Origin of the sequence: Lentzea sp. NPDC058450 (genome assembly GCF_042721395.1) — a bacterium.
In the GTDB taxonomy this organism is placed as follows: domain Bacteria; phylum Actinomycetota; class Actinomycetes; order Mycobacteriales; family Pseudonocardiaceae; genus Lentzea.
Genome location: NZ_JBHXLO010000010.1, coordinates 101131 through 124983, shown reverse-complemented (window position 1 = coordinate 124983; position 23853 = coordinate 101131). Strand labels below are relative to the sequence as shown.

Below are 23853 nucleotides of genomic sequence, written 5' to 3'. Positions count from 1 at the left end.
GATGGGCCTGGCACAGGTGTGGTCGGTGGCCCTCTACGGCGTGGACGGCATCGCGGTCGAGATCGAGGCCGACGTGGGCGCCGGCCAACCCAGGACGCACCTCCTCGGCCTCCCGGACGCAGCCCTGCACGAGTCCAAGGAGCGCGTGAAAGCCGCCGTCCGCAACAGCGACGAGGAGTGGCCCAAGCAACGCATCGTCCTGGGCCTGTCCCCGGCCAACCTCCCCAAGGGCGGCAGCAGCTACGACCTGGCCATCGCCTGCGCCACCCTCGCCGCGGCAGGGTCGATCCCCACCGACCGCCTCGCCACGACCGTCCTGCTCGGCGAGCTCGCCCTGGACGGCAGGGTCCGCCCGATCAGGGGCGTGCTCCCCGCTCTCCTGGCCGCGAGGAGGGCAGGCCTCACCACGGCGATCGTTCCGGTCGACGCGCTGCCCGAAGCGGCCCTGGTGGACGGCATCACGCTGCACGGCGCCCAGACGCTCGCCGAAACCCTCGCCTGGCTGCGAGGCGACACCGAACACCTGCACCCCGCCCCACCGGCGCCGGACCAACCAGCACCGGAAGCCCCCGACCTGGCCGACGTCGTGGGCCAGCCAGAAGCCAGATGGGCTCTGGAAGTGGCCGCGGCAGGCGCCCACCACCTCCTCCTGACCGGCCCGCCGGGCACCGGCAAGACGATGCTGGCCGAACGCCTGCCAGGCCTGCTCCCACCGCTGAGCCGCCAGGAGTCCCTGGCCGTGACAGCCGTCCACTCGGTGGCGGGCGTCCTCTCGGCGGACACGCCACTGGTCGCCAGCCCGCCGTTCGTGAACGTCCACCACACGACCTCGATAGCCGCCCTCATCGGCGGCGGCAGCGGCATGGCCAAACCAGGTGCGGCTTCCAGAGCCCACAAGGGAGTCCTCTTCCTGGACGAGGCCTGCGAGTTCGGCCAGAAGACCATCGACACCCTCCGGACGACCCTCGAAGAGGGCGAAGTCCGCATCCCGCGAAGGGACGGCATAGCCCGCTACCCGGCCCGCTTCCAGCTCATCCTCGCCACCAACCCCTGCCCCTGCGCCCCGCCCAAAGAGATCGACTGCATCTGCACCACCACGGCCCGCCGCCGCTACCAGTCCAAACTGAGCGGCCCTCTGCTCGACCGCGTGGACCTGCGCGTCCGCATGCGAGCCACCATGGCCATGGCCAACGCCGAGGCCAGCCCGCCGGAACCGACGGCAGTGGTGAGAGCCAGAGTGCTCAAGGCACGGCAACGCGCAGCCGCCCGCTGGTCCGCGAACGGCCACAACTGGCCCTCCAACGCCCTCGTCCCAGGCCCGGCCCTGCGCAAGGAGTTCGCGCTGCCGAGACCGACGACGGCCCTCCTCGACAGGGCCCTGGCCGTAGGAGCCCTGACCGGCAGGGGAGCCGACCGCTGCCTGCGAGTCGCCTGGACCCTTGCCGACCTGGCGGAAGCCGACAGCCCGACCCACGACCACGTGGCAGCGGCCCTCCAGTTCAGAGAACGAAGAGCCCTCTAACGCCCGAGCCGCCGGCCGCGGACCCCACTCCCACTCCTCACGCCGGCCCCCGAGCGGATCGCCTGCCCGTCCCCGGCGGGCGATCCGCTCCCCACCAAGGAGTCGCCATGACCGCCCTCGCCGCCACCCTCCTCCGCTGCACGGTCCGAAAGCGCACTTTAGGCGCCAGCCCTCCCCAGCCCTGGAACCCCGACCCCTGGCAACGCTGGCTTCCGTGGCGGTGGTTCCGATGACCACCCCGCAGACCCCCTCCACCGCGCTGGTTCCCCTGTCAGCGCCCACGGTCGTGACCGCCGTCCCCACCCCGTCCACCCGAGCCTCGGACACCGTCCGCCTGGCCAGGGCCTACCTCTCCCGCGTGGCTGAGCCCTATCCGGCGGCCCTGGCCGCTCTGGTAGCCGAAGTCGGTCCGGTCGAGGCGGCCGACCTGGTTCGCTCCGGCGAAATTTCGCCCTCGGTCGCCAGTCAGACCTCGGCGAGGCGAGCCGAAGAACGCGCTCAGGCCGACCTGGCCGCCATCGACAGGCTGGGCGGGCGTCTGGTAATCCCGGAAGACGAGGAGTGGCCCCGCTGGCCGCTGCTCGCTCTGGAGAACATCGCCGCCCTCCGTTGCGGCGGTGAGCCGCTGGCTCTGTGGGTGCGCGGCCCGCACTTCCTCGCCGACGTCGTGGACAAGGCCGTGGCAGTAGTTGGTTCGCGTGCCTCCAGTGCTTACGGCGACCACGTTGCCGCCGAGTTCGCATACGGCTTGGCGCTGACGGGCACGACGGTCGTTTCCGGTGCCGCGTACGGGATCGACGGCGCCGCCCATCGCGGCGCGTTGAACGCCGGCGGCCTGACGATCGCGGTCCTGGCGTGCGGTGCCGACACCGCTTATCCGGGCGGGCACCAGGGACTGCTCGCCAAGATCGCGCTCGAAGGCCTGATCGTCAGCGAGTACCCGCCTGGCGTGATGCCTGCGCGGCACCGGTTCCTCACGCGCAACCGGCTCATCGCCGCTCTCGGTGGCGGCACCGTGGTCGTGGAGGCCGGACGGCGCAGTGGAGCCAAGAACACCGCCGCGATCACGCTGGCGCTGGGACGGCAGTTGATGGTGGTTCCCGGACCCGTCACGTCGGCGAGTTCCGTTGGTTGCAACGAGTTGTTGCGGGACGGACGGGCCGTGCCGGTCGGTTCGGTCGCCGAGATCGTGGAGTCGGTGGGGCGCTTCGGCGACGACCTCGCCACCGAACCCGCCGAGAAGGCGAGCGACCTCGGTGCGCCGCAAGGAGAGGCGATGCGCGTCTACGAGGCCCTGGGCAAACGGCACGGGCTGAGTGCCGAGGTCGTGTCCGTCGAGTCGGGTGTGCCGCTGGAACGGGTTCGGGCGCTGTTGCCCGAGTTGGAGCTGGCCGGCTTGGCGCTCCGGCTGGACGAGGGCTGGCAGAAGCTGGAGCTGGGATGAGCGACAGTCCACTGTGGATGGAGCAGGTCAGCGGGCGCGGAGGAAGCGCGGGACGGCGAGCGCCGCCGCGGCGACCACCAGTGCGAGGACCGACCAGAACGTGATGCCGAAGTCCTGAGCGACGGTCAGCGCGATGTCGGACTGTTGTGTCGTGGACACGCAGATCGGCAGGTCCTTCGCCTCCTCTGTTGGGCACCCGAGGTAGACGCCGCGCAGCCGGGCAGACCAGGTCCACAAGACCGCGAACAGCCAGCCGCCCGTCAGACAGGCGGCGGGAACGGCGTAGTTCAGGAAGGTCGGCATGCGGGTGGCGCCGGGGTCGATGCGGTGCCAGGAGGTGCCCAGGGCGTCGAGCCACCAGCACAGCGCGAAGGTTCCGAGAGCCAGTGAGAGGAGGGACGACAGCGCGATCGGGATGCCGATCGGGGCCTGGTCGAAGATCCGCGTGTAGAGCGGCAGGTGGCTGCCGATCACCAGGCCGCCCAGCACCGCGGCGGCGGTGAGCAGGGCGCGCAAGCGGTTGCGGTTCTCCTGCCAGGCGCTTCGCCACAGGCCGAAGGCCGCGAACAGCGTCAGCGGGACGCCGATCACCACGCCCGTGAGGATCGGGGTGACCTTGTCCTCGGGGGCGCCGCTGAGCAGGAGGTCCTGCAACGTCACGAAGGCCGTGCCCGCCGCGGCCGCGCCCAGCAGCACCTGGCCGAACGGCGAGGCGAGCAGGTGGCCCGGGTTCGTCACGGCCTGGGAGCGCTCGTCGGCTCCGGGGTGGTGGCGGAGCCAGGAGCGGACGACGGAGCGGGTCCTGTCCGTCTCGTGCTCCTTGACCGCGGCCAGGAGGCCTTCGACGCCGAACTCGGCGGCGTGCAGGTCGGCGGCGTGTTCGCGGGCCCGGAGGAACGCGCGGGCGATCAGTTCGGTGAGGAGGGTGAGCGCTGCCAGTCGCAGCGTGCTGACCAGGAAGGAGGTGACGTCGCCGCGGTCCAGCAGGACGTCCAGCCACAGCACCAGCAGGGCGAAGAAGCCCGTGGAGAGGTTCGCGAAGCGCAGGGCGGTGGCCAGTTGGTACCACCAGAGGTCGCCGGCGCGCACGTGCGCCAGTTCGTGGCGCACCACCGCTTCGAACGCGGCCTTGCGTTCGTCGGGCATGGAGTGCAGTGCCAGGAGTTCCGGTCCCAGCACGATGATCGGTTTGCGGGCGTGGCCGGTGACGTAGGCGCGGCCGCCCAGGTGCTCGCCGAGCCGCACGTCCACGTAGCGCAGCGGGCTGACCTGTTTCACCAGCGCCGCGACGGCCTGGCCCGCCTCGTGGAGGCGGGACTGGGCGATCGGCTTGGTGCGGCGGGCGCGGAACGCGCTGTAGAGGGCGAAGGCCGCCAGGCCCGGGGTCAGGAGCATCTGCAGCTTCTGGAGGAAGGAGGCGGCGCCTCCGTTCTCCAGGCGGGTCAGCCAGGTCGCGATGAAGAAGACGTTGAGCAGCACCGTCCCCGTGAGGAGGAGAAGCAGGAGGATCATCTCGGACGGTAAGGCCCTGGGGTTGACCTGCGGCTTCGCTTCCGTCATCGGGACGTGTCACCGGCCTTGTGTCTGGGGTCGCCGTCGGCGTCCGGGTCGTCCTGGGCCGTGCGGTCCTGGGCCGGGCCGGCTTGGTCGGTGTCGTCCTGGGTGGTGTCGCGCAGCACCAGGGCGGCGATGACGGCGTCCGCGAGCGCGTCGGCCTTCTGCTGCTTCATGCCGAGGGAGAGGGCGCGGTCCAGGGCGATCTGGCGCACGTCGGCCAGTTGGGCCGTGGTGAGCGGGGTGGGCGGCAGTGCCGGCGGTTCGTCGGGCTTGCCGCGGACCTTGCGCCAGGCCTTGCGCGCGGCGCTGGTCGCGCCGTCGCGGACGGCCGTGCCGATGCTGTCGGAGACGGCGGTGATCACGCTGCCGGACACGAGGGCGATCACCGGTGTCGCCATGGCGACGAGGTCTCCCAGGCCGAAGCCGATCGGGTCGTCGTAGGCCTGGCGCAGGCGGCGTTCGGCCTGCCTGGGGTTCTCCAGGTAGGGAGCGGCGACGACGTCGAACGACGGCAGCTCCTCGGGGGCGATCTTGCGCACGACTCGGCGCGCGAGGTCGTCGGCTGTTCGGACGGTGGTGCTGGCTGCCATCGCTACTCCGAAAGGTGATCTGTGCGTGCCGCCAAACCCCTGCTCGTCACAGGGAGTTGAAACGTTATCGTGTTCCCGATCATGAGAGCGCTCCCAAATGGCGCGAGGGTGTGGCGATACTTGACCAATCGCCCCGACTGGCGCAGCGTCTTGGCCTATGTCCTCGCCGCCGCATGGTCGGACACGTCGTGTCGATCTCGTTCGCCTGCGCGAAAAACTGCCGGCGAACGTGGAAGACGTGATGCGCCAATACGAACGCCATCTGATGTTGGAGCGTGATCTGTCGCCGCACACGGTGCGCGCCTACATCGGGGACGCGGTGGCATTGCTGGGACACGTGGCCGGGAATATCCCGGAACAAGCGGATGTCACGCGCATTGATCTCACGAATTTGCGCTCATGGCTTGCCGCGCAACGCACTGCGGGCGCGAGTCGCACGACTCTCGCGCGGCGTGCCGCTGCCGCGCGCGCTTTCACGGAGTGGGCGCACCGAGCAGGGCATTTGGCGTCGGATCCCGGGCCTCGGCTCGCTGCTCCGCGTCCTCATCGGACCTTGCCCTCGGTGTTGCGCGAGGACCAGGCGAAGGACGCCATGAGGGCCGTATCCTCTGGCGCGTCCCAAGGCGATCCGGTTGCGCTGCGTGATCAGGCCGTGGTGGAGTTGCTGTACGCCACAGGTATCCGCGTGGCCGAACTCTGTGGTCTTGATCTCGAGGACGTGGACTACTCCCTAAGGGTGATTCGAGTTCTGGGCAAAGGTGGACGCGAGCGCAGCACGCCGTTCGGCGTGCCGGCCGAGCGAGCGCTGCGGCGGTGGGTGGACGAGGGGCGAAACGCCCTGGTAGCACCGGATTCGCCGGCGGCGCTGTTCCTCGGTGCCCGCGGCGGCCGGCTGAACCAGCGCGCCGTTCGCACTCTGGTGCACGAGGTGGTCGCCGTGGTAGCGGATGCGCCGGACATCGGGCCGCACGGGTTGCGCCACTCCGCTGCGACCCATTTGCTGGAAGGAGGAGCGGACCTGCGCACCGTCCAAGAACTGCTTGGTCACGCTACGCTCGCAACGACTCAGCTTTACACACACGTCACTGTCGAACGGCTGAAGGCGATCCATGACCGAACCCACCCCCGTTCCTGACGCCGCAGGGGGAGGATCGCGTACGGCGACCGTGCCCCCTGAACCCGTCCTGCCCGCACCAGTGTCGAAGCAGGCGAGCAACGGGCACCGTCAGAACGGCGCGCCACGCACCGAGGCATCCCCCGAGCCCGGTGCCAACACGCATGTCAACGGCACGCCCGCTGCCGTTCCGACTGCTGTGACGCGCGCGGACGTCCGGTCCGGTGACGACGTCGAAGCCGGCATCGTCGCCCTGTGGCGCAGCTACGGCGAGTCCCGCGACCAGAGCCAGCGCGACCGCCTGGTCCTGCACTACGCGCCGCTGGTCAAGTACGTCGCCGGCCGCGTCGGCACCGGCCTGCCCGCCCACGTGGACGTGGCCGACCTGATCCAGTCCGGCATCTTCGGCCTGGTCGACGCCATCGAGAAGTTCGAGCCGGAACGCGGCCTCAAGTTCGAGACCTACGCCATGCAGCGCATCCGCGGCGCGATCCTCGACGACCTCCGCTCCCAGGACTGGGTGCCGCGCTCTGTCCGCAGCCGGGCCCGCGACGTCGAACGAGCCCTGGAACGCCTGGGCGCGAAACTGCAGCGCACCCCCACCGACCGCGAGCTCGCCGCAGAGCTCAAGATCGGCCTGGCCGAGCTCCGCGAGCTCTACGGCCAGCTCCAGCTCACCAGCGTCGTGGCCCTCGACGAGCTCATCGCCCCGAACAAGGGCGGCTCCTCCCTGGCCGAGTCGCTGCCGGACGACGCCGCGGAAGACCCGGTCGCGAGCCTCGTCGACCAGGACAGCCGCCGCCAGCTGGCCGACGCGATCGCCCAGCTCGCGGAGCGCGACCGAGTGGTCGTCACCCTCTACTACTTCGAGAACCTGACCCTCGCCGAGATCGGCAAGGTCCTGGGCGTGACCGAGTCGCGGGTCTGCCAGCTCCACACCCGAGCGGTCCTGCGCCTGCGCACCAAGCTCAACGAGCAGTCCGAGGCCTGACCGCAGCCTCACTCCAGCGGCCTCACTCCAGCCGCCGCGCTTCCGCAGCCTGGCACCTGCCGGGCTGCCGCATGCCCGCACCACGAAAGCTGCGCGAGCCTCCCAAATCGGGCATGAACCCCCTTTCCGCCCATCGCTGGGTCAAATTCACTCGAACGGGTGGCCCTTGGCCTCGGTCCAAGCACGCCCTGTGCCCACTCGGGCATCCACAGCGGAGCTGGACCGATGAAGCCGGGCGAACGTCGACGCCCTGCCCCGGTAGGCCGCTCCAGGGCAGGCGGATGGAGCAACCGAGGCTCGCGCTGCGAACCGCTGTGCCCCACGGCGGCCCTCTCGCGCCAGACCGGAACGTGACCGCCCCGCACGCGGGTGAGCAGCTCAGAAACCGGGCAGTCGGCGAACAGCGAGACCGGAAGTCGGGCAGCCGGTGATCACGGATGCCGGCGGGCCGGCCGACGACGCCGGGCGGTAGCTGTGGGGGCGGGCCGGAAGGCTGGCCTGGTTGGGGTGAGGCAGCCTCCCGGCCCGCCGGGCGGGCGGCCCGGCGCGCAACGGGGTCGCGCCGGTGCTCCACCGCCGGGGGAGGTCGGCGGGAGCGGCCCGCGGGGAGCGCCGGCGGTGTCCGGAACCGCGCGGCGCGGGTTTCGCTACCCGCCTCTGGACCGGGAGGCCGGGGGCAGGGGGAGCAGGCGGACTCCGCCCGCGGTCAGCAGGCGCAGGGGGTCCAGGTAGGTGGTGGCTCTGCGGGCTCCCCAGTGCAGGCACGGGGTGGGGCAGTGGCCTGGTTGGAGGTGGCCGATCACGTCGCCTCGGCGGACCTTGCGGCCCGCGGTCACGGTGGGGGCGATCGGCTCGTAGGTCGTGCGCACGCCTGTCGCGTGTTGCAGGGACACGAGGGTTCTGGTCGCCACCGCGCCCGCGTGGACGACGGTCGCGTCGGCCGAGGCCAGGACCGGGGTGCCTGCCGGGGCGGCCAGGTCGGCGCCCCGGTGACCTGGGCCGAACGGGGTGGCCGGGGCCTCGAAGGCCCGGACCACCTGGTGCGGCGGTGGCAGGGGCCACGCGTGGCGGGCGCCTGGCCGGGGCGGAGACGCCGGCGAGGCAGGGAGGGGCGAGGGAGCAGGTGGGGGCGGGGCGACCAGGAGGGCCGTCAGGAGCAGGGCGGTCGGGGTGAGGGGCACGGGTTCAACGGTGGAGGTGGGGAGGGCTGGGGACCAGCGGGGATCCGGGATCTGTGGATTACTCGCCGGTTGTGGACAAGTCGGCAGGGGAGGGAGGGGGCGATTCGAGGTTTGTCGGGGGATCGGAGTAGACTTTCGGGCGCGTCCCGTCTGTGTGCGGGACGACTTCGCGTGCCAACGCAGATCCGATCTTGCTGATTCAGTTTGGTCGAGTCACGACGTCCGACGGTCCTGACGGTGCAGAGATGCCCGGCGGGTGCGGGCCGAGGCGGTGGCACCAGGGCTGAAGGCCGGATTCCGGCTGGAGGCGTCAACCGGACTGACGCGCAAAGGCGAGACCTCGCGCGTCCTACAGATGAGGTGCGAACCGGCCATGGCCGTCGTAACCATGAAGCAGCTGCTCGACAGCGGCGTGCACTTCGGGCACCAGACCCGGCGCTGGAACCCGAAGATGAAGCGCTACATCCTCACCGAGCGCAACGGCATCTACATCATCGACCTGCAGCAGACGCTGACCTACATCGACCGGGCTTACGAGTTCGTCAAGGAGACGGTCGCGCACGGCGGGTCGATCCTGTTCATCGGCACGAAGAAGCAGGCGCAGGAGGCCATCGCCAACGAGGCGCTCCGCGTCGGCATGCCCTACGTGAACCAGCGCTGGCTGGGCGGCATGCTCACCAACTTCTCGACGGTCCACAAGAGGCTTCAGCGCCTCAAGGAGCTCGAGTCGATGGAGCAGACCGGCGGTTTCCAGGGTTTCACCAAGAAGGAAATCCTGATGATGAACCGCGAGAAGGACAAGCTGGAGCGCACGCTCGGCGGTATCCGCGACATGTCCAAGGTGCCCAGCGCCGTGTGGATCGTGGACACCAAGAAGGAGCACATCGCGGTCGGTGAGGCTCGCAAGCTGAACATCCCGATCGTCGCGATCCTCGACACCAACTGCGACCCGGACGAGGTCGAGTTCCCGATCCCGGGCAACGACGACGCGATCCGCTCCGCGGCTCTGCTGACCAAGGTCGTGGCCGAGGCCGCCGCCGCCGGTCTCATGCAGCGCTCCGGCGCTCGCCGTGACGCCGCCGAGGGCCAGGACAAGCCCGAGGTCGCCGCCGACGAGCCGCTGGCGGAGTGGGAGCAGGAGCTCCTCACCAACACGGCCCCCGCGGCCGAGGCTCCGGCCGAGCAGCCCGTCCAGTCCTGATTTCCCCCACGAGGTGCCCGCGAACCAGCGGGCACCTCGTGACCTAAGCGCGTACATCGCAGAAGGAAAACGATGGCGAACTACACCACCGCGGACGTCAAGAAGCTCCGCGAGCTGACCGCCGCCGGCATGATGGACTGCAAGAAGGCGCTGGACGAGGCCGACGGCGACTTCGACAAGGCCGTCGAGATCCTGCGCATCAAGGGCGCGAAGGACGTCGGCAAGCGCGCCGAGCGCACCACGTCCAACGGCCTCGTCGCCGTCAAGGACGGCGCGATGGTCGAGCTGCGCTGCGAGACCGACTTCGTCGCCAAGAACGCCGACTTCATCGCCCTGGCCGACGACATCGTCGCGCTCGCCAAGGCGAACAAGGTCGCCGACGTCGAGGCCCTCAAGGCCGTCGAGGTCGACGGCAAGACCGTGGACGCGCTGGTCCAGGAGTTCTCCGCCAAGATCGGCGAGAAGCTCGAGCTGGCGAAGGCCGTCGACTACGACGGCACCGTCTCGGTCTACCTGCACAAGCGTGCCGCCGACCTGCCGCCCGCCGTGGGCGTGCTCGTCGAGTTCACTGGTGACAACGCCGAGGTCGCGAAGGGCGCCGCGATGCAGATCGCCGCCATGCGTCCGAAGTACGTCACCCGTGAGGACGTCCCGGAGGAGCTGGTCGCCAACGAGCGCCGCATCGCCGAGGAGACCGCTCGCGAGGAGGGCAAGCCCGAGGGCGCGCTCCCCAAGATCGTCGAGGGTCGCGTCAACGGCTTCTTCAAGGACGTCGTGCTCCTCGAGCAGGCTTCCGTGACGGACAGCAAGAAGACGGTCAAGGCTCTTCTGGACGAGGCCGGCGTGACGGTGACCCGTTTCGCTCGGTTCGAGGTCGGCCAGAGCTGATTGCAGTGAGGGCGGGGTTGCGACACAACGGCGACCCCGCCCTCAGCATGTCCGCAGACTTCACGCGAGGAGAGGACCTGTGAGCGAAGAAGGTAGCCACGGCTACAACCGGGTGATGCTCAAGCTCGGTGGCGAGATGTTCGGCGGCGGTGGCGTCGGTGTGGATCCCGACGTCGTCCAGACAGTCGCCCGGCAGATCGCGGCCGTCCACAAGTCCGGCGTGCAGGTGGCCGTCGTGATCGGTGGTGGCAACTTCTTCCGCGGGTCCGAGCTCCAGCAGCGGGGCATGGACCGCTCGCGCGCCGACTACATGGGCATGCTCGGCACGGTCATGAACTGCCTGGCGTTGCAGGACTTCCTGGAGCGTGAGCACGGCATCGACACGCGCGTGCAGACCTCGATCCAGATGACGCAGGTCGCCGAGTCGTACATCCCGCGCCGCGCGATGCGCCACCTCGAGAAGAAGCGCGTCGTCATCTTCGGTGGCGGCGCCGGCCTGCCGTACTTCTCCACCGACACCACCGCCGCCCAGCGCGCGCTGGAGATCGGCTGCGAGATCGTCCTGATGGCGAAGGCCGTCGACGGCGTCTACACGGCCGACCCCAAGATCGACCCGGACGCGCTGATGTTCGACAACATCACCCACCGCGAGGTGCTGGAGCGCGGCCTCAACGTCGCCGACGCCACGGCCTTCAGCCTCTGCATGGACAACAACATGCCGATCCTCGTCTTCAACCTCCTCACCGAGGGCAACATCGCTCGCGCGGTGCGTGGTGAGAAGATCGGCACTCTGGTCAGCACCCCCGGTGGCCGTCCGGCCTTCTAGACCTGGTGGGATCTCTCCAGGACCGGGAATTGGGCACGAACACGCAGAGCAAGGAGCAGTCGTGATCGACGAGACCCTCCTCGACGCCGAGGAGAAGATGGAAAAGGCGGTTTCGGTCGCGAAGGAGAACCTCTCCTCCGTCCGAACCGGTCGTGCGACTCCCTCGATGTTCAACCGCATTCACATCGACTACTACGGCTCCATGACGCCGCTGAACCAGATGGCGAGCATCACGGTCCCCGAGGCGCGCATGGCGGTCGTCAAGCCGTACGACGCGGGCCAGCTGAACGCCATCGAGAAGGCGATCCGGGACTCCGACCTGGGCGTCAACCCGAGCAACGACGGCTCGATCATCCGCATCGTCATCCCGCAGCTCTCCGAGGAGCGCCGCCGGGACATGGTGAAGGTCGCGAAGTCGAAGGGCGAGGACGCCAAGGTCTCCGTCCGCGGTGTCCGCCGCAAGGCGAAGGAAGAGATCGACAAGCTCGTCAAGGACGGCGAGGTCGGCGAGGACGACGGCGCCCGTGGTGAGAAGGAGCTCGAGGCTCTCACCCACAAGTACGTCGCGCAGGTCGAAGAGCTCGTGAAGCACAAGGAAGCCGAGCTTCTCGAAGTCTGATTTCCCTGATGGTTCGCCCGGCCGAGTCGCGGCAGGCGTGATGGCCCTGGCCGGGCGGAGGTCGTGATGGGAGCACAGGTGGCAGGCGGTCCCGCGGACGTGCCGGCGTCGAAGCCGTCGCGCGCGGGACGTGACCTGCGGGCGGCGATCCTCGTCGGCGTCGGGCTCGGCGCCGTGATCATCGCGTCGCTGCTGACCGTGAAGGAGACGTTCATCGCGATCGTCGCCGCCGCGGTCGCGGTGTCGACGTGGGAGATCGCGACCGCCTTCAAGAAGGCCGGCATCACCGTCGCCCTGTGGCCCGCGTTGATCGGCGGCCAGGCGATCCTCTGGCTGTCCTGGCCGCTGGAACGCACCGGCATGATGACCGCGTTCGTGGTCACGGTGCTGGTGTGCATGATCTGGCGGTTCCGGGGCGGTTCCGACGGCTACCTGCGCGACCTGAGCGCCTCGGTGTTCACGGTCGCGTACGTGCCGTTGTTCGCGGCCTTCGCGGCCATGCTCGTCGTTCCCGACGACGGTGCGGGGCGCGCGTTCGCGTTCATCATCGGCGTCGTGCTGTCGGACGTCGGCGGCTACGCGGCGGGCGTCTTCCTCGGCAAGCACCCGATGGCGCCGACGATCAGCCCCAAGAAGTCCTGGGAGGGCTTCGCGGGCTCACTGGTCGCCGGCATGGTCGGTGGCGCGATCACGCTGACGACCCTGCTCGACGGCCAGTGGTGGCACGGCGTGCTGTTCGGTGCCGCGCTGGTCGTCACGGCCACGGCGGGCGACCTGGTCGAGTCGCTGATCAAGCGCGACCTCGGCATCAAGGACATGGGCACGCTGCTGCCCGGCCACGGCGGCCTGATGGACCGGATGGACTCGCTCCTCCCGTCCGCCGTCGTCTCTTGGCTGCTGCTGCACCTCTTCGTGCAGTAGCCGGCCCGCGTCAGTCGTCGTACGGGTCGTCCACCTCGGTGCGCGGTTCGGCCTCGATCACGCGGGACTGGTCGATCACGGAGAACGCCATTCCCGCGTGGTCCTCGACGACGGTGATGCGCCCGAACGGGGTGTCGTAGGGCTCGACGGTCACTCGGCCGCCGAGCTCCAGCACCCGGTACGCCACCGAGTCCGTGCCGATCTCCGGCGCGGCGTTGAAGTACACCATCCAGTGGGAGCGCTCTCCGTACGGGAACTCGCGGCCCATCTTCTGCCGCCCGATCACCTCGGTGCCCTCGACGGACCACGACGCGTAGTCCAGCCGGTGACCGTCGCCGATCTGCGTGATGTCGTAGTGGCACAGCTCGCCGAAGAACTCGTCGGCCGCCGCGCCGTCTCGGGTGTTGAGCTCGGCCCACGCGTAGGAACCGTGACCGCCCATGCCGAAGCGCCACTCCGGAGGCACGTGCCGGAAGCCGACGACGGCGCCGGTCGGGTCGGCGATCACCGTGCTCTGCGTGTGGTCGGCGGCGTCCTCGGGGTTGCGCAGCACCGAACCGCCGAGGTGGAAGGCCTTCTCCGCGGTGGCTCGCGCATGGGGTGTGACCAGGTACAACCGCCACGCCTCGGGATCACCCTGGGGCAGTCCGGCGACGGGGATGCCGTCGACCATCGCGACGGTGTAGCCCGCGTCGTCGGCGTAGTGCCAGCCGAACAGGCCTGTGTAGAACTCGATCGCACCGCGCAGGTCGTCGACGGATCTCTCGACCCAGCACGGACTTCCGGACAGCAACGGCGCGAGCTGGGGAGTGTTGGGCGCGATCGACACTGCCGCCTCCTGCAGGGGGAGAGATGCCACAACGCTACGCCGTGATTGGACGAATTCGTACGGTCGCTGACAAATGGAAGCCCTACAGTGGCTTTTGTGAGGGGATTCGTGCGGGCGGCGCTGAACGCGGTGCGTCCGGCAGATGTCGTGCCCAGTCCGAACATCTGGCATTGGCCTGACGTGTATGAGGTCGAGAACCGCGCACAGGACGTCCAGGGCGCGATCTGGGCGGCGATACGCGAAGAATGTCCGTTTGACGGGCAGGATGTCGTGGACGTGGGCTGCGGCGATGGATTTCACCTGCCGTTGTTCGCCGAGGCCGCGAAATCGGTCACGGGAGTGGAACCGCATCCGCCGTTGGTCGCTCGGGCCAAGCGCAGAATTGCTTCGCTGTCGAATGCACGCGCCCTCTCCGGACCCGCGCAGGGGTTGCCGCTCGATGACGCTTCCGCGGATCTCGTGCACGCCCGCACCGCCTATTTCTTCGGTCCCGGATGTGAACCGGGACTGCGTGAAGCGGACCGGGTGCTGCGGCCGGGCGGCGCGCTGGTGATCGTCGACCTGGACGGGTTCGCCGATCCGTACGGCCCGTGGCTGCGCGCCGACGAGCCGCGCTACGACCCGGCGGTGGTCGAGAAGTTCTTCGCGGACAACGGGTTCTCGCTGCGGCGCGTCACGGCCGAGTGGCGGTTCGAGAAGCGCGAGGACCTGGAGGCGGTGCTGCGCATCGAGTTCTCCGAGAAGGTCGCCGAACGGGCCATCGCCTCGGTGAACGGGCTGAGCTTCCCCGTCGGGTACCGGGTGCACGTGCGGCGCAAGCCGGCCGGGCTGATCGTGTGATCCGCTACTAGGCTCTCGGTTCGTGGAGACGCGAAACGCAGGCAGGTTGGGCCGCCAGGTCGGCGTCGTGGGACTGGGCTGCTGGCAGCTCGGTGCCGACTGGGGCGAGGTGGACGAGAGCGACGCGCTCGCGTTGCTGCACGCCGCGGCGGACACGGGGGTCGACTTCTTCGACACCGCCGACGTCTACGGCGACGGTCGCAGCGAGACGCTCGTCGGGCGTTTCCTCAAGGAGCGCGAGGACGACGGGATCTTCGTCGCCACGAAGATGGGGCGGCGGCTGCCGGCGCAGGTCAGCGAGGGCTACAGCCGGGAGAACTTCCTCGCGTGGAACGACCGGAGCCGCCGCAACCTGGGCGTCGACACCCTGGACCTCGTGCAGCTGCACTGCCCGCCGACCGCGGTCTACAGCCGCGACGAGGTGTACGACACCTTGGACGAAATGGTGGAGCAGCAACGGATCGCTGCTTACGGCGTGTCGGTGGAGAAGGTCGAGGAGGCGCTGGAGGCGATCAGGCGCCCGCACGTGGCCAGCGTGCAGATCATCCTGAACGCGTTCCGGCACAAGCCCCTCGAAGAGGTGCTCCCCGCGGCCGCCGAGGCCGGGGTGGCGATCATCGCGCGGGTGCCGCTCGCGTCCGGTCTGCTGACCGGGAAGTACGACAAGGCAACGACTTTCGGCGCGGACGACCACCGCAACTACAACCGCAACGGTGAGGCGTTCGACGTCGGCGAGACCTTCTCCGGCGTGCCTTACGAGGTCGGCCTGGAGGCGGTGGAACGCCTGCGGCCGCTGGTGCCGGAGGGGGCCACGATGGCGCAGTTCGCGCTCAGGTGGATCGTGGACCAGTCCGGCGTCACGGTGGTGATTCCCGGTGCTCGCAACGTGGAGCAGGCGCGCGCCAACTCGCACGCGGCGTCACTGGAGCCGGTCGACGCCAAGGCCGTGGCCGAGGTGTACGACGAGCTGATCCGGCCGCACGTGCACGACCGGTGGTAGGTCACTCCTCGGCGAGGATGGCGTACAGCTTGCGCCGCAGGTCGTTGTAGAGCTCGACCGCGCGGGCCTTCTGCTCCGGCGTGCCCGCGTGGGAGATCTGCTCCATCGCGGCGCCGAGAAGCCGGACCGCGGTGCGCAGCTCGCCGTCGACCGGGTCGAGCTGGATGTCGATGTCGTGCCAGGGCGGGGCCGTGTGCTCCGCCCTGCCGTGTTCGGTGACGGTGAACAGCTTCTTGCCTCCTTCTTCGTTCGCGGAGACGAGGCCTTCGTCGGCGAGCATCTGCAGCGTCGGGTAGACCGAGCCGGGGCTCGGGCTCCACACGCCGCCGGTGCGCCGGGCGATCTCCTGGATGATCTCGTAGCCGTGCATCGGCCGTTCTGCCAGCAAGGACAGAACCGCCGCCCGGACGTTGCCGCGCCTCTGGCGGCCGCCCCTGCCGCCGCCCCCGAAGGGACCGCGGCGATGCCTGTGGTGGTGCTCTCTGTGGTGTGGTTTCATCATCATGTCGCTAACGATATATCGGAAGCTATCGCGATGCAACGGTCTTAGTCCGCCGAACTTCGTGGGACACTGGATGTGCTATGACTTCGCTTCCCCTCGTCTTCGACGCGCCCAAGCGCGGCCTGCCGCCGCGCCACCTGGTCGACCTCTCGCCCGCCCAACGCGCGGAAGCCGTTGCGGCCCTTGGTGAGAAGCCGTTCCGGGCGAAGCAGCTGTCGAACCACTACTTCAGCCGCCTGACCGTCGACCCGGCCGAGATGACCGACATCCCGGCCGACGCCCGCGAGAAGCTCGTGGCCGACCTGATGCCGCCGCTCTTCACGGTCGTGCGCAAGGTCACCGCTGACGAGGGCACCACGGCGAAGACCCTGCTCCGCGCGCACGACGGCACGCTCATCGAGTCCGTGCTCATGCGCTACCCGGACCGCGCGACGCTGTGCATCTCCTCACAGGCGGGCTGCGGCATGGCCTGCCCGTTCTGCGCGACCGGCCAGGGCGGCCTGCAGCGCAACCTGTCGACCGCGGAGATCGTGGACCAGGTGCGCCTCGGCGCCGCCGCCATGCGCGACGGCGACCTGCCCGGTGGTCCCGGCCGGCTGTCGAACATCGTCTTCATGGGCATGGGCGAGCCGCTCGCGAACTACAAGCGGATCCTCGAGGCCGTGCACCGCATCTGCGACCCGGCGCCGGACGGCCTGGGCATCTCGCAGCGGCACGTCACCGTGTCGACGGTCGGCCTGGTCCCCGCGATCAAGAAGCTGACCGAGGAGAACCTCCAGGTGCGGCTCGCGGTGTCGTTGCACACGCCGGACGACGAGCTGCGCGACACGCTGGTGCCGGTCAACACGAAGTGGAACGTCGCCGAGGTCCTCGAAGCCGCTCGCGGGTACGCGGACAAGACCGGGCGCCGCGTCTCGATCGAGTACGCGCTGATCCGCGACATCAACGACCAGGGGTGGCGCGCGGACCTGCTGGGCAAGAAGCTGCGCAAGCACCTCGGCCAGCTGGTGCACGTGAACCTGATCCCGCTGAACCCGACGCCGGGCAGCAAGTGGGACGCGTCGCCGAAGCCCGTCGAGCGCGAGTTCGTGCGGCGGGTGCGGGAGCAGGGCGTCGAGTGCACCGTGCGGGACACGCGTGGGCAGGAGATCGCCGCTGCCTGCGGTCAGCTGGCCGCCGAGGGCTGATGGACGCCGCGCAGATCGGTGCGGCGCTCGACGACGTCTTCGACCAGGCGCTCGTCTTCCACGGCTTCACCGACTACCTGCGCGACTACGACGTCATCGTTTACGCCTCCGCCGACCCCTCGACGGGCATCCGACCGGAGCACCTGAGGTACCGCTTCCGGTACTGCGTCCGCGCCGAGGTCACGACCTCGGTGGCGCCGGAAACGTGGAAGCGCTCGCTCGACGACGCGTTCGTCGACGGCTGGGAGGACCGCGACGACCTGGACGGGTACGTCTGGGGCGTGCGCTGGCAGGTGCTCTACCCCGGTGCGAAGGTGGTGGCGGACTCCGAGGCCGCCGCCGCGTGGTCGGCGCGGCTCGGCATGCCGATGCACGAGGTGCTGATCGAAGCCAACGGGCACACCATCTCACTGGTGTTCGCGGATCTGCTGGTCGACCGCGTCGAGCCAGGTCACTCGCCGTTCACGGTGACCTGACCCGACTCGGGGCGGTCAGACGTCGGTGTACCAGTGCACGCCGAGCGTGCCGCGGTTCGCGATGCGTTGCTGCGCTTCGATGCCGACCCAGCCGCGGAACCTCTGCGCGTCGTCGATCACCTGGAGCTGCGGCTTGAGGTGGGAACCGCCGGTGTAGCAGGTGTTGCCGCCCTGCAGCAGGCACGTGCAGAAGTGCTCGTAGTAGTTCTTGCGGCCGCCGTCGGACGCCAGGTAGTAGCGGACCGCCTTCTGCTCACCCGGTTTGCAGGCCGAGCAGGCGGTCGAACCGTCGGCGACCGCGATGGCGGCGCTGAGGCAGTTGCCGTTGCACTTCTTGAACTCCTGCAGGTTGATGCCCGAGGTGCCCCAGTCGGAGGTCATCCTCTCGTTCTTGGCGTCCCAGGCGTTGTAGCGGAACTCGCCGGGGTAGCGCTTCTTCGGGATGTCGTCGAGCGGCACGGAGACGGTGGTCCTGACGTTGCTGCCGTAGCCCTTGCCGACGTTCGTGCCGTAGCTCGAGCCGGTCAGCGCGATCACGCTGATGCCGGTCTCCGGACGGCTCACCGTCCAGTTCTCGGTGGCGCCGTTGCTCCACGAGATGGCCATCTTGTCGCCGGTGACGGTGTAGGTGCCCCGGAGTTCCTTGACCTCGGCGCCGTTCTGGAAGCCGCCGGCGGTGTGGATCTTGCAGTTGTCGCAGCCCGCCGAGGTCGGGCCGATGGTGGCGGCCGGGTAGCCGATGTTCCAGCTCCAGAACCAGAACGCCTCGCGCACGGTGCCGTCGAGGCCGAAGTAGTACATCGCGAGCCGGGCGAACTCCTTGCCTGTCGGCGGAGTGCCTTCCGGCGCCACCTGGCCGATGGAGACCGCGTAGCTCTCCTTGCCGCCTGGTCGTTCCGCCGCCTGCGCCGGGACCGGCGACACCAGCGCGAGGACCCCGATCGCGACAAGGCTCAAGAACTTGCGTTTCAACGTCGTCAACCCCCTGAAGACGTGGTCTGCAATCGTTCGGAACGTAGCAGCGTGACCGGACGGTTACGCAGGGTTTCATCAGGTCGGGTGACGGCGGAAACTCCGTCGCCTTGGTCAGAGCGGCGCTCTACCGTTGCCGGCGATGAAACTCGAGGGGGAACGCTGGCGCACGCTCGTCAGCACCGTGCGGCTGGGCAAGGACGAGTACCGGGTGGTGCAGCCTGCTCGGCCGCTGAAGCACGCGCCGTTGTACGAGGGGTACGCGGGCGTCGAGTCCTGTGTGGACAAGGCCGCGGCACTGGAGATCACGATGGCGTGGGCGTTCGCGATGCGGTCGCCCCGCACCTTGGTGTACCTGCCGTTGAAGCAGAGCGATCCGGAGTGCGCGCGGAGCGACGGGCCGTTCCTGGACCTGGTGCTGGTGCACCACAGTCTGGGGTTCCGGCTGTCGAAGTGGAAGGAGGTGCGCGCGAAGCTGCGGGGCGGCCGGCCGCACACCGTTGTCTGCCAGGGGTTCGGGCGCGAGCCCGACTACGACAGGCGCTACGACCGGGAGTACAGGGATCTGCTGCGCGGCGAGATCGTGGCCGAGACGGTCTTCATGGTCGGTAGCGCGCCTGCCTTCCACATGGCTGGGCACGCGTTGCTGGAGTTGGTCGAGGACTGCCCGCGGCACATGCACGAGAACCCCGGCACCCACTGCTGCGCGGAGATCACCGAGAGTCTGCGGCATTGGGAATGGCTGCACGTGATGTACTGCGACGAACATCGCGTGCATGCCTGAGGGGGCAACGGAAATGGGCGTCCTGTACGACTACTTCGCCGCGCCGACGGACGAACTCGCCGCCACCGCGATCGACGGCGGGCCGGTGCACAGGTTCCCGACGGTCGAGACCAAGTCGCTCGACCCGGCGGTCGTCATGGGGCAGTTGGAGGAGCTCCTCACCGGGCGGTCCTACGACGAGATCTCCGACGACCCGCGGTGCGGTGAGGACGTCGCGATCGAGCACGACGGCGAGGTCCTGGTCCTCACGGTCACCGACGGCCTGCGGGACGCGCTCGCGGCGGCCGGTGACCTGGACGAGGTCGCGGTGCGGTGGGCGGCGATCGAGGAGCTGGACGGGTTCGATCCCGAGGTGCTCGCCGAGATCCTGCGCGACCTCCGAAGCCTTGCGGCAGAGGCGAAGAAGAACGGCGAGCGCCTCTACTGCTGGGCCTGCGTCTAGAGCTTCACCTCGGTCAGCGCACCCGTCGCCACGTCGAACACGAAGCCGCGCACCGAGTCCTTCACCGGCACGAACGGGTTGCCGGTGATGCGCGAGATCGACTGACGCACGTCTTCTTCGAGGTCCCCGAACGCCTCGGCGGACCAGGCGGGCTTCACGCCGACCTCGTCCTGGATCGACCGCTTGAAGTCGTCGTCGGTGAACGTCAGCATGCCGCAGTCGGTGTGGTGGATCAGGATGATCTCGCGCGTGCCGAGCAGGCGCTGGCTGATGGCGAGCGACCGGATCTCGTCGTCGGTCACGACTCCGCCGGCGTTGCGGATGACGTGCGCCTCGCCCTCCTGCAGGCCCAGCACGCGGTACACGTCGATGCGGGCGTCCATGCACGCCACGACGGCCACGTGCTTGGCGGGCGGCAACGGGAGCGGCCCGGAGAACTGGGCGGCGTAGGTGGCGTTGTTGGCGAGCAGTTCGTCGGTCACCGACATGATTTCAAGTCCTCTCACCTGGATGTATAGGTGAGCAAACTGTCGTATGCGCATACCTGCAACAGCGCCCGGAACGTGAGAAAGGCCCCCACTCAGACACAAGCGGGGGCCGACGCATCTCTAGAGCGTCCAGTTCTGGTTCGTGCCGCCCGTGCACGTCCAGATCTGCAACCGCGTGCCGTCGGCGGACGAGTTGCCCGCCGCGTCCAAGCACTTGCCGGACTGCGGGTTGCGCAAGGTGCTGCCGACCCGCGACCACACCTGCGCGCCCGTGCCGTTGCACGTCCAGAGCTGCACCACGGTGCCGTCAGCGACGCCAGAAGCGTTGACGTCCATGCACTTCCCGAACGCCCGCAAGGTGTCACCGACGCGCGACCACTGCTGCGCGCCCGTGCCGTTGCAGCCCCACAACTGGATGACCGTGCCATCAGCGGTGCCGGAGTTGCTGACGTCGACGCACTTTCCGCCGATGCCGACGATCGTGCCGGAGCCGGAACCCGACGAGGACAGGAACTGGCTGCGCGCGACGTTCCAGCGCGTGGCCAGGTAGGAACCCGCGGGCGGGTTGGTGTGGAAGTAGTCGTTGCCACCGCAGTCGATCTGGTTCTCCGGCGCACCGGGGCAGACCTTCACCAGGCCGCCGGGCGGGTTCGGGATTCCGCCGTCGTCGTAACACATGATGTCCTCGTCGTCCCAGCAGTGACCGAACGCCGTGGAGTTGGGCGCCGATCGCTGCACGGCGCCCAGCGTGTGCAGCAGCTCGTGGGCGCTCGCCTGCCACGTCCAGCAGCCCGTGCCCACGGCGGCGTACGACGGCCCGGAGTTGTAGCCGTTGTCGGCGCCGGGACGGTCGTCGCCCGGCGCGCCCCACGCCACCCCGCAGCCGCCGGAGTCGTGCCAGAACAGGTACTTGCGGTCGGCGCGGTTGTACCCGCGCGCGGCCAGCTGGTCGGCGACGGCCGAGGGCGACGACATCGCCGACTGCGGCACGACAACGTTGTCCACCTTCGCCCGGCAGTCCGGCTGCGTCACGAACCGCACGTGCCGCACGCCGCCGCCGAGCCGGGAGCCGGCCTCGACGAACGCGCTGTCGATCTGGTCGGCGAACGTCTGGAACTGGCCCACGAGCTGCGCGTACCGGTCCGGCGACTGGTCGCCGCGCACGTACACGGCCTGAACGCGCTTGCCGCTCACCCCGTCGCCGTCGCAGACCACGGACTGCGCGGACAGGGCGGGAGAGGGCTCCCGGAACTCGTTCGGGAGATCGTCCACGATCGGACTGAACAGGGTCAACGCCGCTAACAACACGCCAAAAGACATGAGAGACCGCCTTCAACGCGAGAGTGCAGGGAAGCGGTCTAGACCTTCTCGAACGGTAGCGAACCCGGCACGCACTGTCAGCGGACAGAACCGGACAGGAAACCGGTCGACCGAGCCGTGCGGCTACCATGCCGCGACGTGGGGGAAGAAACGAGGCTCGTCGCGGGCAGATACGCGATGCTGCGAGAGCTCGGCCGGGGCGGCATGGGGGTCGTCTGGCTGGCCGAGGACAAGGTCATCGGACGGCAGGTCGCGCTCAAGGAGCTGCGCACGACCGAGAGCGAACGGGTGCTCCGCGAGGCACGCACGGCAGGCCGCCTGAACAGCCCGAACGTCGTCGGCATCTACGACGTCATCGTCGAGCACGGCGCGACCTACCTGGTCATGGAGCTCGTCGAGGCGCCGACGCTCTCCGAGGTCATGACCCGCAGGCAGCTCACCGAGGACGAGGTCGCGGACATCGGCCTGCAGACCCTCAGCGCACTCGAGGCGGCGCACGCGGCGGGGATCGTGCACCGCGACGTCAAGCCCAGCAACATCATGGTGCTGCCCGACGGACGTGTGAAGCTCGCCGACTTCGGCATCGCCCGCGCCATGGACGACCCTGGCCTGACGGCCACCGGCGGCATCATGGGCTCGCCCGGTTACATGGCGCCGGAGTTGTTCGCGGGCAAGCAGCCCTCGCCCGCGAGCGACCTGTGGGCGTTGGGCGCCACCATGTTCCACGCCGCCGAGGGCCGTTCGCCGTTCCAGCGCGACACGACCGCGGCCACCATGCACGCGATCATGTACGAGGAGCCGGTCCTGCACCGGACCAGCGGCCCGCTCGCCGACACGATCATGGCCCTGCTCGCCCAGGACGAGACGCTCCGGCTCACGGCCGCCCAGCTCAAGCAGCGGCTCAGCGGCGCCACGACGGTGGTCAAGCCGCTCACGCCGTCCGAGCAGACCGTCGTCATCGAACCGGTCACCAGCTACGTCACCCCGCCTGCGCCGACGCACGCGGACTGGGACGACAAACCCCGGTCGCGCAAGAAGATCGGCGTCTTCGCGGGGGCGGCGGCAGCGCTGGTCGTGATCGCGCTCGTCGCGGTCTTCGTCCTCAAACCCGATGCGCGGCAAGGAATCGCGTCCGCGCAGCAGGGCGTGAGCTCGGTTCAGCCGACCGGGACCACGAGCAGCAGCACGGCGTCCAGTGCGCCGGCGAGCAGCAGCAGTGCGGCGCCCAGCAGCTCCGCACCGTCGTCCAGCCAGGCGTCGCAGCCCGTTCAGGCACCCCCGCCGCAGCAGACGACGACGCCACCGAAACCGCCGCGCCAGACCGTCGCGTTCACCCGGCACATCAAGAACGGCACCGCCTTCCACTACAGCGGCACCCCGCAGCTGGGGCCGCCGGCGGGCTTCAGCGTCGAGGACACCGGTGGCCTCGGCAAGCTCCTGGTGAACGAGGAACCGAACACCCGGATGCTGTACGCGTGCCGCATCCTCAACTCCGACGACCACATGACGTCGTCGCAGCCGAACTGCGAGGGCCAGACCGTCCTCGGCAAGCTCGGCTACGTCTTCGTCACCAAGCCGGCGGACGTCCCCTCGCTCCCGGTCTACCGGTGCCTGTTCAAGGGCACGCACTTCGACTCGATCCACGCGAACTGCGAGGGCCAGCAGCCCGAGTTCCAGTTCGGCTGGACGGTCCAGTGATCAGCGAGCCGTAGCGGGCTCCAGGCCGACGGGCTCGGAGCTGTCGAACGTCTCGCGCGCCTCGGCCACCGACTCGTAGTTGCGCTGCGCCCACAACCGCAACGCGGCGAGCGGCTCGGTGACGCTGCGCCCGAGTTCGGTCAGCTCGTACTCGACGCGCAACGGCACCGAGGGGTACACCGTGCGCGTGACGAGCCCATCGCGCTCCAACGTGCGCAACGTCTGCGTGAGCATCTTCTGGCTGATGCCCTCCAGCCGGCGCTTGAGCTCGCCGAACCGGCGCGGCCCCTCTTCGAGGTCGCCGATCACCAGCGCCGTCCACTTCGACGCGACCATGTCCAGCAGGTCGCGGCACGGGCACATCTTGAGGTAAACGTCCCTGATCACGGATAGTTTCTACCAGGTACCTAGTGCACAAGATAGTGCCTAATTGCTGTCAGAGACCTGGTCTCCCAGACTAG

Annotated in this window: 25 protein-coding genes; 16 read left to right on the top strand and 9 right to left on the bottom strand. The window is 69.3% G+C overall.

Features of this window, described 5'->3' with window-relative positions:
- Position 1 precedes the first annotated feature (1 nt).
- Positions 2–1522, top strand: coding sequence for a YifB family Mg chelatase-like AAA ATPase (locus tag ACFWNN_RS18050; RefSeq protein ID WP_382441054.1), 1521 nt, complete (start codon positions 2–4; stop codon positions 1520–1522).
- 229 nt (positions 1523–1751) lie between these two features.
- Positions 1752–2966: a DNA-processing protein DprA gene (dprA, locus tag ACFWNN_RS18045; RefSeq protein ID WP_382441053.1), complete on the top strand. Its 1215-nt coding sequence runs from the start codon at positions 1752–1754 to the stop codon at positions 2964–2966.
- Between the two features lie 27 nt (positions 2967–2993).
- On the opposite strand, the gene ACFWNN_RS18040 is transcribed toward dprA, so the two are convergent.
- Together ACFWNN_RS18040 and ACFWNN_RS18035 are read right to left on the bottom strand one after the other, a co-directional pair.
- Positions 2994–4478, bottom strand: coding sequence for a M48 family metalloprotease (locus ACFWNN_RS18040; RefSeq protein WP_382441052.1), 1485 nt, complete (start codon positions 4476–4478; stop codon positions 2994–2996).
- A 44-nt stretch (positions 4479–4522) separates the two neighbouring features.
- Entirely contained in the window at positions 4523–5113 is a 591-nt protein-coding gene (locus ACFWNN_RS18035; RefSeq protein WP_382441051.1) for a hypothetical protein, read from the bottom strand.
- A gap of 157 nt (positions 5114–5270) precedes the next feature.
- On the opposite strand from ACFWNN_RS18035, the gene ACFWNN_RS18030 reads away from it, so the two are divergent.
- Complete coding sequence (locus ACFWNN_RS18030) at positions 5271–6248, top strand: tyrosine recombinase XerC (RefSeq protein ID WP_382441050.1); 978 nt, start codon at positions 5271–5273, stop codon at positions 6246–6248.
- 31 nt (positions 6249–6279) lie between these two features.
- Positions 6280–7218, top strand: coding sequence for a FliA/WhiG family RNA polymerase sigma factor (locus tag ACFWNN_RS18025; RefSeq protein WP_382441049.1), 939 nt, complete (start codon positions 6280–6282; stop codon positions 7216–7218).
- Positions 7219–7865: 647 nt separating this feature from the next.
- Here the strand turns inward: ACFWNN_RS18025 and ACFWNN_RS18020 are convergent.
- A complete protein-coding gene (locus ACFWNN_RS18020) occupies positions 7866–8399 on the bottom strand; it encodes a murein hydrolase activator EnvC family protein (RefSeq protein WP_382441048.1) in 534 nt (177 codons plus the stop codon).
- A gap of 373 nt (positions 8400–8772) precedes the next feature.
- Here ACFWNN_RS18020 and rpsB point away from each other — a divergent pair, with 373 nt between their 5' ends.
- From rpsB to ACFWNN_RS17995, 5 genes are all read left to right on the top strand, one after another.
- On the top strand, positions 8773–9600 hold the full coding sequence (rpsB, locus tag ACFWNN_RS18015; protein ID WP_382441047.1) for a 30S ribosomal protein S2: 828 nt from the start codon (positions 8773–8775) through the stop codon (positions 9598–9600).
- A gap of 72 nt (positions 9601–9672) precedes the next feature.
- Entirely contained in the window at positions 9673–10488 is an 816-nt protein-coding gene (gene tsf, locus ACFWNN_RS18010; RefSeq protein WP_382441046.1) for a translation elongation factor Ts, read from the top strand.
- Positions 10489–10603: 115 nt separating this feature from the next.
- The gene (gene pyrH, locus ACFWNN_RS18005; RefSeq protein WP_301325822.1) at positions 10604–11314 is read left to right on the top strand and encodes a UMP kinase; all 711 of its coding nucleotides are present in this window, start codon (positions 10604–10606) and stop codon (positions 11312–11314) included.
- 61 nt (positions 11315–11375) lie between these two features.
- Positions 11376–11933, top strand: coding sequence for a ribosome recycling factor (gene frr / locus ACFWNN_RS18000; protein WP_382441045.1), 558 nt, complete (start codon positions 11376–11378; stop codon positions 11931–11933).
- Positions 11934–11999: 66 nt separating this feature from the next.
- On the top strand, positions 12000–12854 hold the full coding sequence (locus tag ACFWNN_RS17995; protein WP_382441044.1) for a phosphatidate cytidylyltransferase: 855 nt from the start codon (positions 12000–12002) through the stop codon (positions 12852–12854).
- 10 nt (positions 12855–12864) lie between these two features.
- Here ACFWNN_RS17995 and ACFWNN_RS17990 read toward each other — a convergent pair whose 3' ends face one another.
- Positions 12865–13683 carry a VOC family protein gene (locus tag ACFWNN_RS17990; protein WP_382441043.1) on the bottom strand — a complete coding sequence of 273 codons (819 nt, stop codon included), beginning with the start codon at positions 13681–13683 and terminating at the stop codon, positions 12865–12867.
- 96 nt (positions 13684–13779) lie between these two features.
- On the opposite strand from ACFWNN_RS17990, the gene ACFWNN_RS17985 reads away from it, so the two are divergent.
- Positions 13780–14523 (top strand): class I SAM-dependent methyltransferase, encoded by a 744-nt coding sequence (locus ACFWNN_RS17985; RefSeq protein ID WP_382441042.1) that lies wholly within the window; start codon positions 13780–13782, stop codon positions 14521–14523.
- Positions 14524–14545: 22 nt separating this feature from the next.
- Positions 14546–15523, top strand: coding sequence for an aldo/keto reductase (locus tag ACFWNN_RS17980; protein ID WP_382441041.1), 978 nt, complete (start codon positions 14546–14548; stop codon positions 15521–15523).
- Position 15524: 1 nt separating this feature from the next.
- Here the strand turns inward: ACFWNN_RS17980 and ACFWNN_RS17975 are convergent, their stop codons facing one another.
- A complete protein-coding gene (locus ACFWNN_RS17975; protein WP_382441040.1) occupies positions 15525–15911 on the bottom strand; it encodes a PadR family transcriptional regulator in 387 nt (128 codons plus the stop codon).
- 194 nt (positions 15912–16105) lie between these two features.
- Here ACFWNN_RS17975 and rlmN point away from each other — a divergent pair, with 194 nt between their 5' ends.
- Both rlmN and ACFWNN_RS17965 read left to right on the top strand, forming a co-directional pair.
- On the top strand, positions 16106–17212 hold the full coding sequence (gene rlmN / locus ACFWNN_RS17970) for a 23S rRNA (adenine(2503)-C(2))-methyltransferase RlmN (RefSeq protein WP_382441039.1): 1107 nt from the start codon (positions 16106–16108) through the stop codon (positions 17210–17212).
- The gene (locus tag ACFWNN_RS17965; RefSeq protein ID WP_382441038.1) at positions 17212–17688 is read left to right on the top strand and encodes a hypothetical protein; all 477 of its coding nucleotides are present in this window, start codon (positions 17212–17214) and stop codon (positions 17686–17688) included. Before rlmN ends, ACFWNN_RS17965 begins: the two co-directional genes overlap by 1 nt.
- 15 nt (positions 17689–17703) lie before the next feature.
- Here ACFWNN_RS17965 and ACFWNN_RS17960 read toward each other — a convergent pair whose 3' ends face one another.
- Positions 17704–18660, bottom strand: coding sequence for a hypothetical protein (locus tag ACFWNN_RS17960; RefSeq protein ID WP_382441037.1), 957 nt, complete (start codon positions 18658–18660; stop codon positions 17704–17706).
- 142 nt (positions 18661–18802) lie between these two features.
- Here ACFWNN_RS17960 and ACFWNN_RS17955 point away from each other — a divergent pair, with 142 nt between their 5' ends.
- Both ACFWNN_RS17955 and ACFWNN_RS17950 read left to right on the top strand, forming a co-directional pair.
- On the top strand, positions 18803–19444 hold the full coding sequence (locus tag ACFWNN_RS17955) for a hypothetical protein (protein WP_382441036.1): 642 nt from the start codon (positions 18803–18805) through the stop codon (positions 19442–19444).
- Positions 19437–19886, top strand: coding sequence for a hypothetical protein (locus ACFWNN_RS17950; RefSeq protein WP_382441035.1), 450 nt, complete (start codon positions 19437–19439; stop codon positions 19884–19886). Before ACFWNN_RS17955 ends, ACFWNN_RS17950 begins: the two co-directional genes overlap by 8 nt.
- Here ACFWNN_RS17950 and ACFWNN_RS17945 read toward each other — a convergent pair.
- Positions 19883–20374, bottom strand: a complete 492-nt coding sequence (locus ACFWNN_RS17945) for a beta-class carbonic anhydrase (protein WP_382441034.1) — start codon at positions 20372–20374, stop codon at positions 19883–19885. The genes ACFWNN_RS17950 and ACFWNN_RS17945 overlap by 4 nt on opposite strands.
- A 120-nt stretch (positions 20375–20494) precedes the next feature.
- Positions 20495–21646, bottom strand: a complete 1152-nt coding sequence (locus ACFWNN_RS17940) for a ricin-type beta-trefoil lectin domain protein (protein WP_382441033.1) — start codon at positions 21644–21646, stop codon at positions 20495–20497.
- Between the two features lie 186 nt (positions 21647–21832).
- On the opposite strand from ACFWNN_RS17940, the gene ACFWNN_RS17935 reads away from it, so the two are divergent.
- Positions 21833–23392 carry a serine/threonine-protein kinase gene (locus ACFWNN_RS17935; protein ID WP_382441032.1) on the top strand — a complete coding sequence of 520 codons (1560 nt, stop codon included), beginning with the start codon at positions 21833–21835 and terminating at the stop codon, positions 23390–23392.
- Here the strand turns inward: ACFWNN_RS17935 and ACFWNN_RS17930 are convergent, their stop codons facing one another.
- Positions 23393–23755, bottom strand: a complete 363-nt coding sequence (locus tag ACFWNN_RS17930) for a winged helix-turn-helix transcriptional regulator (RefSeq protein ID WP_382441153.1) — start codon at positions 23753–23755, stop codon at positions 23393–23395.
- Positions 23756–23853: the final 98 nt, after the last annotated feature.